We start from the raw sequence: 15,002 nt of genomic DNA on the forward strand, positions 1-15,002 counted from the left end.
GGTGGGCAGTCTGATCAACGTCACCAGCAGGGGGTCATTTTTGAACGCCGATACCCCCGCCAAGGGGGTCAAACTTGCACGCCGAAACACACCGATCTCGCCTTGCTCAAGGCGGCAACGATGTGATCGAGCGCTTCCAGCGCCCGCGGCATCTTCAGCCCCACCAGGTCGTCGCGGAAACGGTCCAGCATCGAGAGGTCAAGGTCGGCAGAACCGGTCATGCCCCGTTCTCTTGGGCCAGACGACGCGCCACCGCGTCATAGAGGTCGAGTGGACGGTGAGCGACCAGGTCGCCGGTGCGGCCAAGCCGGCCGAGGACGGCAGGCCGCGCGCCGACACCGCGATCCCGGCCTTCGGCTACAAGTCGCACATCTCGATCGACTGGCGGCACGGCATCATCCGGCGAGCTAAGGTCACCGATGCGGCGGCCCATGACGGGACGCGCCTGCGCGAGGGGCTGATCGACCCGAAGAACACCGCCTCCGCCGTGTGGGCGGACGGCGCCTACCGCTCGGCCGAGAACGAACGCTTTCTGGCGGGGATCGGCAAGGTGAGCCGCATCCACCATCGCAAGTAAAAGGGGAGGTCAATGGCGAGGCGCACGCGAAGAAGTCGGCGGTCGGTGTCGCCGTCGAGCATCCGTTTGCCCATCAAGAGGGGGCGTGAGCCTGGCGATCCGAACCATCGGCCGCGCCCGCGCCGAGGCGGCGATCACCCTCGCCAACATGGCCTACAACATGAGGCGATGGTGCTGGCTCGACAGGCGCAGTGCGCCCGCATGACGTCTCCAACACCGAAAATACCGTCCATCAGCCGGCATCCGCACCCGCGGAACAACCTCTAGCCTCGACCAATCCGTCTCAAATCCGGATTTCATTCACAAACCGAGCGCAGAGGGAGCTGTCCAATGTGCCCCCTCGTAGGCCACCAGTCGCTTCGGGTCGTCCGGCGTCCGCTGCACGCCGAGCGCACCAGGTTTGGGCTGGCGATGCTCAGCGTGCCGGATGGCGCTGCAGCATCGCAGCGATTGGCTGGGGGATCTCCGGACCGCCATCTGCCGCGTTCAAGTCGATCGCATGTTCGCGTCGCAGCGAATCGCCAGGACTGCTTCGCTAACCGCTACCCGCTACCCGCTACCCGCGGCGCACAAGCGTCCGGAAAACGACCGTTTGTTGAACAATCAGCAGGGCCCGAGTTTTCGGTATACCGGGGGTCAAGAAGCTGTTAGAAAAGTCGTCAGTTATTCTATGTTCCGGAATTGTCCATGAATCAGCGCATTGGATATGCTCGCGTCTCAACGCTCGATCAGCTCCTTGACTTACAGCGGGACGCGCTGCGCGCAGCTGGGTGCTGTGTGATCTACGAAGAGGCCGCCAGTGGCAAGACAGCGGCCCGTCCCGAGCTCGACCAGTGCCGTAAGGCGTTGCGCGCGGGCGATGTGCTCGTGGTGTGGCGATTGGACCGGCTGGGTAGAAATCTATCTGACCTGGTGCGGATCGTGTCAGAGTTGGAGCAAGCGGGCATCGGGTTCGAGAGCTTGTCAGAAAAGATTGAAACGGTAAGCGCGGCTGGCCGATTGATATTTCACGTTTTTGGGGCTCTATCCGAGTTCGAGCGTAACCTCATCCGTGAACGGACGACTGCGGGTCTCGTCGCTGCACGAGCGCGAGGTCGTTCCGGCGGGCGTAAGCCAAAGCTCGACGCCGCCCAACTCCGGGAGATCAAGGCAATTCTGCGGGACCCTGCAATTCCAGTTGCCGATGTGGCAAAGCGCTATGGAGTCTCCCGTACCACGCTCTATAAGCATGTTGGCGTTGTGAAGCCCCGCCATACGGTCGAATAGGTAGGTACAGAAAAAGAAGGGCGCTACACTGCGCCCTTCTCGGGATGTAAAGTGATCCGTATTTATAGTTAAAAGCCCGACGGTGCCGTTTCCTTGCCGACCCCATCGGGAGGGCATAGAGCGCCCCCGTTGGGATCAGCGGCTACACATTTCTTCAGGGCAATTGTTAAGAACCGCTTTAATGTCGTCCGCCGCTGATGGATATCCTCGACGCTGTCGGCAAGGGAGACGGAAATTTTGTAATCCGTACCATCACCAAAATACCCGCAGGGCGGAGACTCTACATCGATCTTAGTGAGCGCTCTCTCGATGTCGCCGTGGGAACTATAGAGCGCGAAATCCCATTCATCTGCCCCCTTAGATTCGGCGTCGATTTCATTTTTTGCCTCCACCTCTACATCGAACATGAACTCTCTCTCGTCGTAGATCAGGGTTATACGGGCCGCCCAGTAACGGTACTCTGTGTCGCCGATGTCATGTGCGCAGAGGAATTCGAGACTATCGAGGTCACATTCGGTTACTAGGCTTTTGCGATGCTGATCGGCGTGAAGGCGCGCTCCCTCTGCGGTTTCCGCGAGCACGCGAACACTGTGATAGCTCGTACCTTGATATCGAACTCTCCATTCCTTCATCATGCTACATCTCCTGGAGCAGCTTCCTCCGTAGCCGAATCGATGATCTCCAGTCTCGAAGATAATGCCTCCGCGATTTGGCAGCAATAGCCTGGACTTGCGGCTTGGGGAGTATGACCAGGAATTCTAGCGTATACGGTCCTGCGCTGGGAGGTCTGCACTATAGATAATCCACTGTACATTTTGTATCATGAGATCTCTGGGTGGCCATTGATCGCTCACTGAATGTTCCGACACCCATAGTATTGGCGGCGGCACGGGCGGTGTCATTATTTTTCGAGCCGGGTTCGAATCACATTAGAGGGATGCTGGTCTAATTAATTTCGAATTATGGTACATTTTGCCTGCACCAGATATATCGCGGATATCGTGGTGTCGCGGTCGCTCGCGGTTGAGGTGGCGACCTAGTGGATAGTTCGGATCAAAAGGGTCCGGCTCGTTGCAGCGGACAGTGATCGCTGTAGGTCCGTCAGTGCTTCTCCTGCTGCAACCCGAGCCCGATCAGGCCCGCTGGCCGCGCCTTCACCGTAGTAAGCGCATCCTCCGCCTTCGAGGACGGATTGGATATCGCTCAGGTCGAGACCGATGATGCCCCGAGTAGAGACGAGCTTAGATATCGCCTCAACCGCGCCTGTGACCGACGCGAGTGCCGGATCGTAGAGCGGGGGAGGGGCTGCCGCCCCAAGGCGGCGGTAAGGGAACCCCAGCAGCGCTGCCGTGGAAGCACTGCCAAGAAGAAAAGTGCGTCGCGTGATCCTCATGTGGCCTTCTCTGGCGTGGGTGCTCGTGATCATCTCCCGAAACTCGTATCTGTCGACCGCGCCTGCGCCGCCTCAGGCTTCGCGGCTGGCGCGACAGACGGTTCGCTCGAACAGTATCCGGAGGAAAGGGCAGGGAAATGATTGCCGCTGACCGAGACGCCGCGATGGAGCTACTCGTGCGGTTCGGCGCGACGTTCAATGCCGACGATGTTAATGGCATCCTTGCCTTGCGTCATGGCGGATTTCGAATGGCGCCTGGCGCAAGGACTGGAAGCGCCCGAGCCCGGATCGTGGGTGGCAAAGAGGCGGCTCGTGAGGCGCTTGCTGAACGCGCTGCCGCCATCCGCCGCATTCGGTTCCCCGAGGCCGAGGTCACAATCGCCGGCGACCGTAACGTCGGGCGGTTCCGCGCCACCGGCGAGTGGGCAACCGGCGCTCCGATCGATGTGCGGGGCGTCGACGTCTACCACCTGCGCGACGGCTTGATCGCGCATGAAGGACAGCTACTGGAAGCAGATCGGCTAAAGGGGCGCAGCGGGATCGTCGGATCGCTGCCTGGCAAGGGCGATCAGCAAGATTTCGGCGAGGCGGCGCGTAGCGGCGGGTGCGGCGGTCCCACTACGCTGGCTGAATCAGAGGATGGGGCTCGACTGGTGTTAGCATCGCGATGACGATCCGGAGTAAATGCAACATCGTCGGCACATGGCGGATCATCGAGGCGGATATCTGGGATGGCGGGTATCTCGATCTCACCGGCCCGGCACGACTCGTCATCAACTGCAACGGTCGTGGCGAGATCGCCTTTGGTGCGGTGGAGGCGACGATGGACGTCAAATATGGCCGATCGACGATCTTCTTTACCTGGGCAGGGTTCGATGAGGGTGATGAGGTTCGCGGCACTGGCTCAGCAGAACTACTCGACGACGGCTCGCTGAAAATCGAGATGGCCTACCACCTCGGAGACGAGGCTGTTTTGAGGGCCGTCCGTTCATAGGTGCGTGGTGAGCAGTATGGGCGGGGCACGACAACCTCCCTCCTCAGGCTCATGGGCTGAATGGGGACGTGTATGGTGGGAAAGACGTGTAAGGGGATACCTTGCCCGCAAGATCGCCGGTCAGCGGCGCAGGTAAGTGACAACCGCCGCGCGCTTCGTGTCCGAACGTCCGCGAACCGGCAGGTGAGAGGTGACCGCGATCGCCCCACAATTGGAGCCGCCCAGATTGCGTGTTGGCAGCAGCCTGGGCTCTCCGATCGGCTCGTCAGGCAGCGCGAACCCTGGCGAGGAAGTCACCCACCTGCGATCTGAGGTCACTCGCAGTTTTCGCAGTCAGAGGGGCCAGCGGTCCCTTCCGCGGGCCAGGCAGCCGTCCGATCCGACGGCGCCCTCCGAGTGGCTTACGGTGGTGGGAGTCCATCTGGATGGACTTTCGGAAACGTTCATCGTGGGGCGACACCGGCCGTCGAAATTTTGCTGGACCGCGGGAGCCTTGGCTTCCAGAGGCGCGTGAACTCGGGAAGGACCCTATCGGGGATACCTTAGGCGCAAGATCGCCTGTCACCGTGGCAGGATCTCGCCGATGCACGGCGGCGATCATATGATCGGCGTTGTGCTGGCGGGGTCGCTGGACGACGGCTCGCGGGGCATGGCAGTCGGCTGAAGCAGCGCCGCGCCAGAGTCAGGTGGGCTGCAGGTCGCCGATGTACACTCTGCCAGATTCGAAACGATTTCCATGGCCGGCCGTCAGGACCAGCATGAGCTTGGCGCGTCCCAAGTCTCACGCAGATGCGTCGGCCTGTCCCACGGCCGATGGAGTACCACCAGAACGACAACGTCGAGATCAGCCGGAAGCGCAGCAAGCAGCGCCCGCAGATCATCCAGCCCTTCGCGTCCCGATGCGCCGATTGCGATGAACCATGGCAGGCGACATGTACCCATAGCCGGAAAGCAACACGTCTATCGCCAGTGGCGTAGTCAATGGTGTCTTAGAAGCTGCCGTTACCCCGCTTTGGGCGATCCTACACGACCCGCACTACGTCGTCTGCAGTCGGTGCGCGGAGCAGGTCGTTTGGCGCGGCGGTCTTTTGATGTTCGGTCGATATGGTGATCGGTATCGACCGGCGGAAGCGCTCCTCACTCTGCCGAGAGCGCGGGCTGACGCTCCATCATGCCGCACTGGGGCGGTTAGACGTAAAGATCGATTCGGTGCGCTGCGGCCGAACCAGGCATGGGAGCTGCTTCGACGGCACTCTGTGGCCCTAAGATTGGATGAGCCTGACTGCCGGCTGCAGCGGACGATTCGGCGCCTGGACGGGTTGGTGGTGGGCGACTTCGCGACCGTCGCCCGCCGCAGCCGCCTATCCGCAATTGACGCCAAGTGCGTTCGTCGTCCGTTACGGCAGGAATCGCCCAAGCACGCCGACGCCCGCGAACCACGGGTGCAGCAGGATCAGGACGACCACCGCCGCGAGGGCGCCTGCAACGCGCAGCACGGCGGCGTGCGGCCGCGAAACCGGCGCGGCGCGCATCTGCACCACCGTCTGCCGCCAGACCTCGTCTCCCATCTCGCGCCGGCGGCGGCGGTCGACGATCCGCATGCCGAAGAGCGCGAACGCGGCAAAGCTGCCGAACATCACCACGTGGGCGACGTCACCATTAACCATCAGGTGCGCGCCCGACCACAGGAAGAATGCCGCTAGCACCGGGTGGCGCACCCAGCGCAGGAGGCCCGGGTTGCGCGGGTTGAACGCAGCGTTCCGTGTGCCGCCGAAGGAGAGCGGGTTGGGCCGGAAGAGACCGAAGGCCAAGATCAGGCCGACCGCCGTCATTGCCGCCAGCACAAGCCAGTGTGCGCCGGGCGGCTCCGGCCAGAGCGGCACGTAAGGCGCGCGCTCCACCGCGACGAAGAGCGCGGCGAGCATGGCGAGCGACAGGGTAGAATAGGCGATATCGAAACCCGCATGCCCCAACCGCGCCACCAGCCATGGCCGCGCCGGCGGACGCACCGGGACCGAGTGCAGGATGTAGAACCCGGCGAAGACGGTGATGAACTCGATCCAGCCCATCCGCTCAGTGCTCCGGCCGGGCTCTCAGCAGATGGCGTCCGTAGAGTACGGAGAAGCCGCCGAACGCGGCGATCCAGGCGACGCCGGAAAGGGTGTGGAGCGCCGGGGCGAGCCCCGGCAGCGGCCCGACAAGAAAGCGCGCCCCGACCGACAGGACCAGCAGCAGGTAAATGGCGACCGTGCCCGGATCGGCGATCAGCGCGTGCTCGGAATGTCCCAGCGTCGCCCGCGTCATCACCGCAAGAGTCATCAGTCCGAGAGCCCCCGCCATCCAGACATGCTGTGCCGCCGCCGTCCCGAGTACCCCCGGCCACAGGATTGCGGTCCCGTCCGCCAGCGCCCCGAGCGGCACGAAGGCGTAGCCGGCGTGCAGCACCAGCACCAGCGGCTCGGCCCCGGTCCGATGCCCGGCCCAACGCGCCAGCCGCGCCAGATGCAGAAGCGCCGCGACGAGGAGCGACGCGCCGGTGACACCAGCGCCCGGCGCCACGACCCAGAGCAGGAGCGCGAGGCCGAGGACCAGCAGCGTCAGCCGGTCGAACCGCTGCATCGGCGGGGCGGGCAGGACGGCGCTCTGCCGCTTGACCAGCCAGTTGCGTGTAAACGACGGCACGATCCGGCCGCCGATCACCGCGACCATCATGATGCCGGCCCCGAGCCCGAGGCGCAGTCCCGTTCCTTGGGCGGCATATGCGCCCCGCGCCGCCTCCCAGTGAAAAACCGCGTTGCCGAGGATCAGCACGGACAGCATCGCCAGGACGATCAGGTTGCGCCAATTACGCCCCTGGACGATCTCGCGCGCTATCGCAGCCGCGAGCGCGACGAGGAACAAGATGTCGGCCACGGCGACGAGCATGGGCGGCATCCCCGCCGAGAAGGCGACCGCGACCCGGCCGAAAATCCACAATGCGAAGAGGCCGCCGAGCGGCCAGCCCATAATGGGCAGCCGCCCGGTCCAGTTCGGCACCGCGGTCAGCAGGAAGCCCGCGACCACCGCTCCGAGATAGCCGAACAGGAACTCGTGCGCGTGCCACGACACCGGATCGAAGGCGGTGGGCAGAACGACGATCCCGCTCAGCATCGGCACCCAAAGAGCCATGGCGACGACCGCCCACACTCCGGCTCCTAAGAAGAACGGACGAAACCCATAGGTCAGAACGACGGGTCCGCGCCACGCGCGCATCTGTTCGGCTATGTTGGTCATGTCGGTGTCTTTCGGTTCTCGTGTGCGCGGCACTTTCACCGTCGCTTCAGGCGTTCGGCGAGGTGGTCGCGCAGCACCACGGCCTGATTGTGCTCTCGGTCCTTCGCTGCGATGAGCAGCGTGACCAGCCCCTTGCGGCACCAGTCGAGGCAGTGGTCCACCGCCTCGGGGTTGCCCTCGAGCCCGGCGCGGCAGCGGCTGCGAAAGGCGTCCCACTTCTCGGGATCGTGCCCGAACCACTTCCGAAGCTCGGTGCTCGGCGCAACATCTCTGATCCAGTCGTCATGCCGCAGATCCGCCTTCTTCACGCCGCGGCCAGACCCGGTCGACGAGAAGCCGGGCGCCGGGCACCCGCTCACTCCTCGCCGGTCTCCTTCAGCAGCTCGAGCGTCTTGACCGAATGGGCGACGGCTGCGCCCGCCCGCATCTCGGCGGCGACCCAAATCGCCTCCATGATCTGCTCTCGCGTCGCGCCTGCCCGCCGCGCGGCCTTGACATGGCCCTCGATGCACCAGGGGCATTGCGTGACGTGGGCGACGGCCACAGCGATGATCTGCTTGGTGCGCGCATCGAGCGCGCCCTCGGCGAACACCGCTTTCGAGAAGGCGCGAAAGGCGTCGTCGGCCGCTGGCGCAAGGGCATGCCGCCGCTCGGCATGGGCGCGGGTGGCCTGCGGAAAATGAAGGTCAGCCATGGGCCGCACTTCCAGGCTCGAACTGCGGGAACAGCACGTCGTTCTCCAGCCGCATGTGTTCCTCAAGATCGATGATGAATTCGTCCAGCCCAGCATAGAGCGCCGTCCAGGTGCCGCAGGCGCCTTCGGGCAATGTAAGATCGCCGGTCAGACGGCGGATTTCTGCGACCTCGATGGCATGATCGTCATGATCGGCGCGCATCATGGCAATCGGGTTCTCAATGCCGGGGCCGCCACCCGTGCGGATAGTGGGAAAGAGGATCAGTTCCTCCTTCTTCATGTGTACCTCCATCTCGCCGATCATGCGGCGCAGGATGTCCGAAAGCCCATCGGGCACATGTTCATTGCCGAAGTGCACGTCTTCGACCTTCGCGGCCATCGCGGCCAGCGGCGGCAGCTGCTGGCGGTGTCGCGCGTGATAACGCGTCTCGATGTAGCGGGTCAGTTCGGCCGCGTCGTGTATCGGGGCAGCATCGGACATTCGGGCATCCTTTCTTTCGTCAGCGAAGGGCAGGAATGGCGTCGGGGGCGGCCTGCGCCTCCTTGACCGCAATGTGGAGCGAACGGGCGATGCGTTCGGCTCGCTCAATGACATGCAAAGCACCTGACGGTGTGCAGACCTCGTTGGCCGTTTCGCGGAATAGTTCCATCCAGCGCTGGAAATGCGCCCCATCGATCGGCAGCGGCGTATGCGCGGGCACCGGGCGGCCGTGGTAGCGGCCGGTCATCAGCGCGACCGAGGACCAGAACGCGACCATGCGCTCCAGGTGCGGCCCCCAGTCCGCGATCCGCGTCGCAAATACCGGGCCGAGGACCGCATCGCGGCGGACCTTGTCGTAGAACAAATGGACGAGGTCGCGCAGGAACCCCTCGTCAAGGCCCGTTTCCGCCATGATGGCCGCCGTCATCTCCGGTCGGGCGGAGGCGATCTGTGCGGATGGGTCGGCGGCAGGCATGACATCCTCGTGGTTCGGGTGTTGCAATCTAGGCTAGATCTGTTAATTGGTATCGACAATACCAATTCGTCTGGGACGATTGCGGCGATGCGCCTCACCTCCTTCACCGACTACGGTCTGCGCATGCTGATGCGCATGGCGAGCGCGCCAGATCGCGCCTTCTCGACCGCAGATCTGGCCGACGAGTTTGGGCTGTCGCGCAACCACCTGGCCAAGATCATGCAGCGGCTCGCGCAGGCCGGGTTGATCGAGACGCGTCGCGGCGGCGGCGGCGGCGCAGCGCTGGCCCGGCCGGCGTCGGAGATCCGGCTCGGCGCCGTTGTGCGCCTGCTCGAAGAGGGCCAGCCGCTGGTCGAGTGCCTGAGCGTCGACGGCGGCGCCTGCACGCTTGAGGGCCGCTGTCGGTTGAAGGCGCGCATGCGCTCGGCGGAGTCAGCCTTTCTCGCCGACCTCGATCGCGCGACGCTGGCCGATATCGCACTCGACCCGATACCGATGCGGTGACAGACAAACAAACCGAAACTCGCCACCGGCGCGCTTCGGCCCGCAACCACAGAACGGAAGGAATGCCCGATGACCCCCTGGCTCCCCACCCTGAAGACCGCAACACCGCAAGAGGGCTATGAGCTGGCCGTCAAGATGGCCCGCGTCGCGATCAAGATGACCCAACCGGACGCTGAAGTGCGCGACAAGCTGCGCCAAGTCTACGCCGATGATGCCGACGCGCTGATCGCCTCCAGCCAGGTGGTGGCGACGCATTTCGCGACGGTAGCTGCGGCAAATCATTATTGGAGGGAACCGTCATGACGGCCGTAGACCGCCAGAACGGGGATTTTGTTATCGACGCGGCTCTGCTGGCGGATGCATTCGGTCTGTCGCAAGGGGAGATCAAGGTCCGGATGCGCGATGGCGCAATCACGTCCCGCTGCGAGACCGGCGTCGGAGAGGACGCAGGTTGTTGGCGACTGACCTTCCATTATGGTGATCGGGCGTGCCGTTTCATCATCGATGACGCGGGCAAAGTCCTCAAGAAGGTGGCCTTCCCTCTAAGGGCCAGGCCGCGGGTATCCGCTCCGCAAGACGAAGCCACAGGCAGGACGATCGCAGGCTGGGGGATCGGGTCGTGATTCCCGCAAACCTTCTCGACAAGGCCGCTCGCCGACTGCTTGTGATTGACCGATCCGCGCGGTTGATCGCCGCGGCGCAGGCGTTCGACCATCCGGAAACCCGGTTGATCATCGTCAACGATCCGGAAGGGATCATGGTCGACGTGGTAAGCCGCACAGACATCGTCACATCAGCCACTGCACCGGGTGTTCATGCACCGAGGCCGTCGAGGCGGCGATGACGGCCGACGTAAAGACTTGCGCTCCCTTCGATGCGGTCGAAGACATCTGGACACAAATGAAGCAGACCGGCTTCATGCATTTGCCAGTGATCGATACAACAAGGCGGCCTTTGGGCGTTCTTGCCACACGCGGCGTTCTGGAGCCCCTTCTTGATGAGCGGGAACACGAGGAGACCCCGTTGATCAACTATGTGAAGGGCATTGGTTACCGATGACCGTGCGGATCATGGCCTCCACGGGTCATCAGCGGTCAGACGGGCTGTTCTCGTCCTGCAGCGCGCCCGGCCTGCACGATGCGCCGCAGTAGCCCCGCCATCGCCAGCACCCACGCGGCAAGCGCCACATAAACCAGCACCTCGGGGATCGGATCGAAGAAGCCGTAGCCCATCGCGCGGTCGAACTGGTAGGTGCTGTACACATCCCCAGCGGGAAGACGATGTCCCAGATTGCCGGTTCATAGGTGAAACGGTCGCGCATCCAGACGTAGCGCCAGGTCATCAGTGCGAACAGGAACGGGATCCGCCAGCTCGCCACCGCCCAGAACAAGAAGGTAAAGCCGCGCAGGAACGGCAGCAGCGGACCGAGCAACGGCCATGTCTTGCGGCGAAGGATCAGGATCGAGCCCGCCAGAGCGGTGATCGCCACCGCTCCCATGTTGATCCAGTAGGGCGGGTAGCGTGTGCCCAAGTTCGTCGACCCAGGCGAGATTGCGCCCACACCGCGATGTGCGTGGCGAGGCTGCGGGGGGGAAGGGGGCTGTCAAAGAGGCGGAGGACAGATTAATAAGTATCTTGTTCGCCGCCTGTGGTTGGAACCTTTAATCTGCACTTCTCAGATCAGGCCGAGCGCGCGCATGGCTTCCGCGACGCGGACGAAGCCGGCGATGTTGGCGCCGAGGACGTAGTTGCCCGGCGCTCCGTATTGCTCGGCGGTCTCGGCGCAGCTGTCGTGGATGTTGCACATGATCCGCTCCAGCCGCTCCTCGGTCTCCTGAAAGCTCCAACTGTCCCGAGAGGCGTTCTGCTGCATCTCCAGCGCCGAGGTGGCGACGCCGCCGGCATTGGCGGCCTTGCCGGGAGCGAAAAGGACGCCGGCCTCCTGTAGGATCCGCACCGCCTCCGGCGTGGACGGCATGTTGGCCCCTTCGCCCACCGCGATGACGCCGTTCTGGACGAGCTGACGGGCGTCCTTGCCGTTCAACTCGTTCTGGGTCGCCGACGGCATCGCGATCTCGCAGGGCAGGTCCCAGATGCGGCCCTTCTCGATATAGTGGGCGCCGGCACCCTTCAGGCGGGGATACTCCGAGATGCGCTCGCGGCGTATCTCCTTGATCTGCTTCACCAGATTCAAGTCGATGCCGTTCTCGTCGACGACGTAGCCGCTGGAGTCGGAGCAAGCGACGACCTGCCCACCGAACTGCTGTATCTTCTCAATCGTGTAGATGGCGACATTGCCGGAGCCTGAGACGATTGCGCGCTTGCCATCGAAATCGGTGCCGCGCGTCGCCAGCATCTGACGCACGAAGAAGACGGCGCCAAATCCTGTCGCCTCGGTGCGGGCGCGCGATCCGCCATAAGCGAGGCCCTTGCCGGTCAGCACGCCGGCCTCGTAGCGGTTCGTGATCCGCTTGTATTGTCCGAAGAGATAACCGATCTCGCGCCCGCCCACACCGATGTCGCCCGCAGGCACGTCGGTATACTCGCCGAGATGGCGGTACATCTCGGTCATGAACGACTGGCAGAAGCGCATGATCTCGGCGTCGGAGCGACCGCGCGGGTTGAAGTCGGAACCTCCCTTGCCGCCGCCGATCGGCAGGCCAGTCAGGGCGTTCTTGAAGGTCTGTTCGAAGCCGAGAAACTTGATGATGCCGAGATTGACCGACGGGTGAAAACGCAGCCCGCCTTTGTAGGGGCCGAGGGCGGAATTGAACTGCACACGGAAGCCTCGGTTGATCTGCACCTGTGCGCGATCGTCAACCCAAGGCACGCGGAAGATGATCTGCCGCTCCGGCTCGCACAGCCGTTCGATCAGCGCTCCGTCGGCATACCCGGGATGGCGCGCGACAACCGGCCCGAGGCACTCCAGCACCTCCCGCACGGCCTGGTGAAACTCCTCCTCACCAGCGTTGCGGCGCAGCACCTCGTCGAGGATCGGTTGCAGCTTCTCGTCCATGCTCAGTGTCCCGTTTTTTTCATTCCTGTCGCGCCTCTTCAGGCGACACCAGATACGGTGCGGCTATCGGTCGAAATTCCGTCGAGTCAGTCTGCACAAAGAGGGGACCCCAGAGCGACACCGGGATTCCCCAATCCTTAATCAGCAGACGGCTCGTGCAGGCGCTACTTTGCTGCGGCTACGGTCGCCCCGGTCTTGCTGATCAACTCGGCCATGACCTTCTTCGCCTTGCCGGGATGGTTGACCGCCTTGGCGGCGTCGACGTTGCCGGTGTCGTCTCCGACCTGGACGAGACCGACCATGCCCATGCCGTAGTGCGGCATGCACTTGTAGCCGTAGATCCCCTCTTTCTCGAATGTGACGGTCACGTCCTTGCTCAGGGCGCCCTTGAAGGGCTGAGCGCCCTCAGGCAGCATGCCGGGAATGGTTTCGGCATTGTGGCTGGGGTTGACGGACTTGAACGTCACCGTGTCGCCAGGCGCCACCTTCAGGTACGCCGGCTCGAACACCATCATGCCGGCGGCGCCGCGGTTCAGCATCTTCACTTCGTGGTTCGCGGCGGCGGCGGTACCGGCGGCGAGAAGGGCGGCCGCGCTGGCGGCCATCAGCAGGGTCTTGAACATCTTTCTACTCCGGGATCATCGTGATCCGTCTGTGTGCGTTGTCGTGTCGGACGGAGGCTGAGTTTCCCGTTATGGTGAACATGGAGGTGCCCGTCCTGGTGCGGCAAGTTCCAAGTGTCTGGGGCCTGCTCCGTTAATACCTGGTTGCATGACGCGGAATTCGCGAGGCATGTTGGGCAACACCTGCTCGGGATCGACCGGCAGCGGCCATACATCGCAGTTCGATACAATCGGCGACCACCGGCATACAGCGCCTCAATCTGAACGACGCCGTGTCCCGAGTCGGTCCCCGTCACGCCGCCGGGACCGGTAGCAGCCTAGAAGTCGACCGAGTGAGCGGTCTGGCTGTCAGCGTTCTTCAGAGCGACGTTGCTCGGGGATTCCATCGATCTCACTCCATCCACCGGGGGCTCGGTCGCCCCGATGACTGCAAGATAGCGACTGACTGCAGAATGGATTTGCGCTAGCGCAAGTGCGGCGCACATTCCCAACCGGGAGCTGGTTTGTCCAGTTGAGGCACATGAAGCTGAGGGGAGAATAGCTATGGACATTCCCGCACGTGTCGGCCTCATCGAGCGGGTGCCACTCTTTCACGGGTTAGGAGCGCCAGATCTCAACGTCGTCGCCCGGGTGGCGCGCGAGCGTCCAGTCCGCAAAGACGATCAGCTCTTCCGCCAGGGGGAGGAGGCCACCGACCATTATGTCGTAGCCTGGGGTCGGATCCGTCTGATCAGACCACCCCGGGCGGGCAGAACGTACTGCTGCGCTTCATGGGCGCGGGCGATCTACTGGGATCGGTGGCTGTCTTCCGCGGTGCGCCGTTCCCGGCGACGCCCACTGCGATAGAGGACTGCATGCTGCTGGCCTGGAGCGCCGGCGGCTTTGCCGAACTGATGCAGCGGTTCCCGGCGATCGCGACGAACGCCATCCAGATCGTCGGCGGCCGGGTCGAGGATCTGCAGGCGCGTCTTCAGGAAGCGGCGACGCAGCGCGTCGAACGTCGGCTCGCCGCGACCCTGCTGCGCATGGTGAAGCAGGCGGGGCGGCGGGTGGAAGGCGGGGTCGAGATCCCCTTCGCCGTCTCCCGCCAGGAACTGGCAGAGATGACCGCCACGACGCTCTTCACGGTCAGTCGCACCCTCGCCGCGTGGGAACAGGAAGGCATCGTCAGCGGCAAGCGGTCGAGCCACTTGGTGATCGCCAAGCCGCACCGGCCGGTGCAGATCGCAGAACAGGCCTGATCGCGCGTCGCGAGTTTGCGCCGGCGCAACTTCGTTACCCCGACCACCGCCTAGCATGTGCCGTCAAAGCGTGATGGAGGTAGAGATATGTCTTCCACTCAGTTGGACGAGATCATGGTGGCGGAGGTGATGGAGCGGTGGCCTTACACCGTCCGCGTGTTCAACCGACGTCGCATGGCCTGCCCGGGCTGCGTCATGGCGCCGTTCATGACGGTGGCCGAGGCGGCGACATCCTATAGTCTGTCGCCTGCGGAACTGGTGGCCGATCTGGTCGAGGCGATGGACGCTGTGGCGACAGACGCATCGGCGGGTGCAACGAGCGAGTGGCCGGCTCGATGACCAACGCCGCCCAGACAACTGCGGCATCGCCGGACGGTGGATTCGGGAAGAACAGGAAGAGGCCGGCGCGGACGCTGCAAACGATGTTGCCCTTGTGGGACCAAGGGTCACAGCACGATGAAAAGC

22 protein-coding genes are annotated in these 15,002 nt (G+C 63.7%); 11 read left to right on the forward strand and 11 right to left on the reverse strand.

The window, feature by feature from the left end; genetic code table 11:
• Positions 1–68: 68 nt before the first annotated feature.
• Positions 69–221: a hypothetical protein gene (locus tag ABIE65_RS26230; RefSeq protein ID WP_354081721.1), complete on the reverse strand. Its 153-nt coding sequence runs from the start codon at positions 219–221 to the stop codon at positions 69–71.
• Between the two features lie 56 nt (positions 222–277).
• Between ABIE65_RS26230 and ABIE65_RS26235 the strand changes: the two genes are divergently transcribed.
• Complete coding sequence (locus ABIE65_RS26235; RefSeq protein ID WP_354081722.1) at positions 278–577, forward strand: transposase; 300 nt, start codon at positions 278–280, stop codon at positions 575–577.
• Positions 578–1,264: 687 nt separating this feature from the next.
• Complete coding sequence (locus ABIE65_RS26240; protein ID WP_354081723.1) at positions 1,265–1,843, forward strand: recombinase family protein; 579 nt, start codon at positions 1,265–1,267, stop codon at positions 1,841–1,843.
• 68 nt (positions 1,844–1,911) lie between these two features.
• Here the strand turns inward: ABIE65_RS26240 and ABIE65_RS26245 are convergent, their stop codons facing one another.
• Positions 1,912–2,478 (reverse strand): hypothetical protein, encoded by a 567-nt coding sequence (locus ABIE65_RS26245; RefSeq protein ID WP_354081724.1) that lies wholly within the window; start codon positions 2,476–2,478, stop codon positions 1,912–1,914.
• An 895-nt stretch (positions 2,479–3,373) separates the two neighbouring features.
• Between ABIE65_RS26245 and ABIE65_RS26250 the strand changes: the two genes are divergently transcribed.
• The gene (locus tag ABIE65_RS26250; protein ID WP_354081725.1) at positions 3,374–3,907 is read left to right on the forward strand and encodes a nuclear transport factor 2 family protein; all 534 of its coding nucleotides are present in this window, start codon (positions 3,374–3,376) and stop codon (positions 3,905–3,907) included.
• A complete protein-coding gene (locus tag ABIE65_RS26255; RefSeq protein WP_354081726.1) occupies positions 3,904–4,230 on the forward strand; it encodes a hypothetical protein in 327 nt (108 codons plus the stop codon). The genes ABIE65_RS26250 and ABIE65_RS26255 overlap by 4 nt, the downstream gene beginning before the upstream one ends.
• 1,397 nt (positions 4,231–5,627) lie before the next feature.
• Here ABIE65_RS26255 and ABIE65_RS26260 read toward each other — a convergent pair.
• Genes ABIE65_RS26260 through ABIE65_RS26285 form a run of 6 tightly spaced genes read right to left on the reverse strand, consistent with a single transcriptional unit; the run spans position 5,628 to position 9,153 of the window.
• The gene (locus ABIE65_RS26260) at positions 5,628–6,299 is read right to left on the reverse strand and encodes an NnrU family protein (RefSeq protein ID WP_354081727.1); all 672 of its coding nucleotides are present in this window, start codon (positions 6,297–6,299) and stop codon (positions 5,628–5,630) included.
• A gap of 4 nt (positions 6,300–6,303) precedes the next feature.
• The gene (locus ABIE65_RS26265) at positions 6,304–7,503 is read right to left on the reverse strand and encodes an NnrS family protein (RefSeq protein WP_354081728.1); all 1,200 of its coding nucleotides are present in this window, start codon (positions 7,501–7,503) and stop codon (positions 6,304–6,306) included.
• 35 nt (positions 7,504–7,538) lie between these two features.
• Positions 7,539–7,862 (reverse strand): DUF488 domain-containing protein, encoded by a 324-nt coding sequence (locus ABIE65_RS26270; RefSeq protein ID WP_354081729.1) that lies wholly within the window; start codon positions 7,860–7,862, stop codon positions 7,539–7,541.
• Positions 7,859–8,197: a carboxymuconolactone decarboxylase family protein gene (locus ABIE65_RS26275; protein ID WP_354081730.1), complete on the reverse strand. Its 339-nt coding sequence runs from the start codon at positions 8,195–8,197 to the stop codon at positions 7,859–7,861. The genes ABIE65_RS26270 and ABIE65_RS26275 overlap by 4 nt, the downstream gene beginning before the upstream one ends.
• Positions 8,190–8,678, reverse strand: a complete 489-nt coding sequence (locus tag ABIE65_RS26280; protein ID WP_354081731.1) for a hemerythrin domain-containing protein — start codon at positions 8,676–8,678, stop codon at positions 8,190–8,192. Before ABIE65_RS26280 ends, ABIE65_RS26275 begins: the two co-directional genes overlap by 8 nt.
• A 19-nt stretch (positions 8,679–8,697) precedes the next feature.
• Positions 8,698–9,153 carry a group III truncated hemoglobin gene (locus tag ABIE65_RS26285; protein ID WP_354081732.1) on the reverse strand — a complete coding sequence of 152 codons (456 nt, stop codon included), beginning with the start codon at positions 9,151–9,153 and terminating at the stop codon, positions 8,698–8,700.
• A gap of 9 nt (positions 9,154–9,162) precedes the next feature.
• Here ABIE65_RS26285 and ABIE65_RS26290 point away from each other — a divergent pair, with 9 nt between their 5' ends.
• The 5 genes from ABIE65_RS26290 (at position 9,163) to ABIE65_RS26310 (ending at position 10,716) form a co-directional block, all read left to right on the forward strand.
• Positions 9,163–9,657: an Rrf2 family transcriptional regulator gene (locus ABIE65_RS26290; protein WP_354081733.1), complete on the forward strand. Its 495-nt coding sequence runs from the start codon at positions 9,163–9,165 to the stop codon at positions 9,655–9,657.
• 69 nt (positions 9,658–9,726) lie between these two features.
• Complete coding sequence (locus ABIE65_RS26295; RefSeq protein WP_354081734.1) at positions 9,727–9,960, forward strand: hexameric tyrosine-coordinated heme protein; 234 nt, start codon at positions 9,727–9,729, stop codon at positions 9,958–9,960.
• The gene (locus tag ABIE65_RS26300; protein WP_354081735.1) at positions 9,957–10,280 is read left to right on the forward strand and encodes a DUF6522 family protein; all 324 of its coding nucleotides are present in this window, start codon (positions 9,957–9,959) and stop codon (positions 10,278–10,280) included. The genes ABIE65_RS26295 and ABIE65_RS26300 overlap by 4 nt, the downstream gene beginning before the upstream one ends.
• Positions 10,277–10,501 (forward strand): hypothetical protein, encoded by a 225-nt coding sequence (locus ABIE65_RS26305; protein WP_354081736.1) that lies wholly within the window; start codon positions 10,277–10,279, stop codon positions 10,499–10,501. Before ABIE65_RS26300 ends, ABIE65_RS26305 begins: the two co-directional genes overlap by 4 nt.
• Complete coding sequence (locus ABIE65_RS26310) at positions 10,498–10,716, forward strand: CBS domain-containing protein (RefSeq protein ID WP_354081737.1); 219 nt, start codon at positions 10,498–10,500, stop codon at positions 10,714–10,716. The genes ABIE65_RS26305 and ABIE65_RS26310 overlap by 4 nt, the downstream gene beginning before the upstream one ends.
• Positions 10,717–10,744: 28 nt before the next feature.
• Here the strand turns inward: ABIE65_RS26310 and ABIE65_RS26315 are convergent, their stop codons facing one another.
• The 3 genes from ABIE65_RS26315 to ABIE65_RS26325 form a co-directional block, all read right to left on the reverse strand.
• A complete protein-coding gene (locus ABIE65_RS26315) occupies positions 10,745–11,188 on the reverse strand; it encodes a TDT family transporter (protein ID WP_354081738.1) in 444 nt (147 codons plus the stop codon).
• 144 nt (positions 11,189–11,332) lie between these two features.
• Positions 11,333–12,673, reverse strand: coding sequence for an NADP-specific glutamate dehydrogenase (gene gdhA / locus ABIE65_RS26320; protein ID WP_354081739.1), 1,341 nt, complete (start codon positions 12,671–12,673; stop codon positions 11,333–11,335).
• A 164-nt stretch (positions 12,674–12,837) separates the two neighbouring features.
• A complete protein-coding gene (locus ABIE65_RS26325) occupies positions 12,838–13,296 on the reverse strand; it encodes a pseudoazurin (RefSeq protein WP_354081740.1) in 459 nt (152 codons plus the stop codon).
• Between the two features lie 710 nt (positions 13,297–14,006).
• Here ABIE65_RS26325 and ABIE65_RS26330 point away from each other — a divergent pair.
• Complete coding sequence (locus ABIE65_RS26330) at positions 14,007–14,537, forward strand: Crp/Fnr family transcriptional regulator (protein ID WP_354081770.1); 531 nt, start codon at positions 14,007–14,009, stop codon at positions 14,535–14,537.
• An 87-nt stretch (positions 14,538–14,624) separates the two neighbouring features.
• Positions 14,625–14,876, forward strand: coding sequence for a hypothetical protein (locus ABIE65_RS26335; protein WP_354081741.1), 252 nt, complete (start codon positions 14,625–14,627; stop codon positions 14,874–14,876).
• The last annotated feature ends 126 nt before the right edge of the window (positions 14,877–15,002 follow it).

Source organism: Constrictibacter sp. MBR-5, from assembly GCF_040549485.1.
Lineage (GTDB): Bacteria > Pseudomonadota > Alphaproteobacteria > JAJUGE01 > JAJUGE01 > Constrictibacter.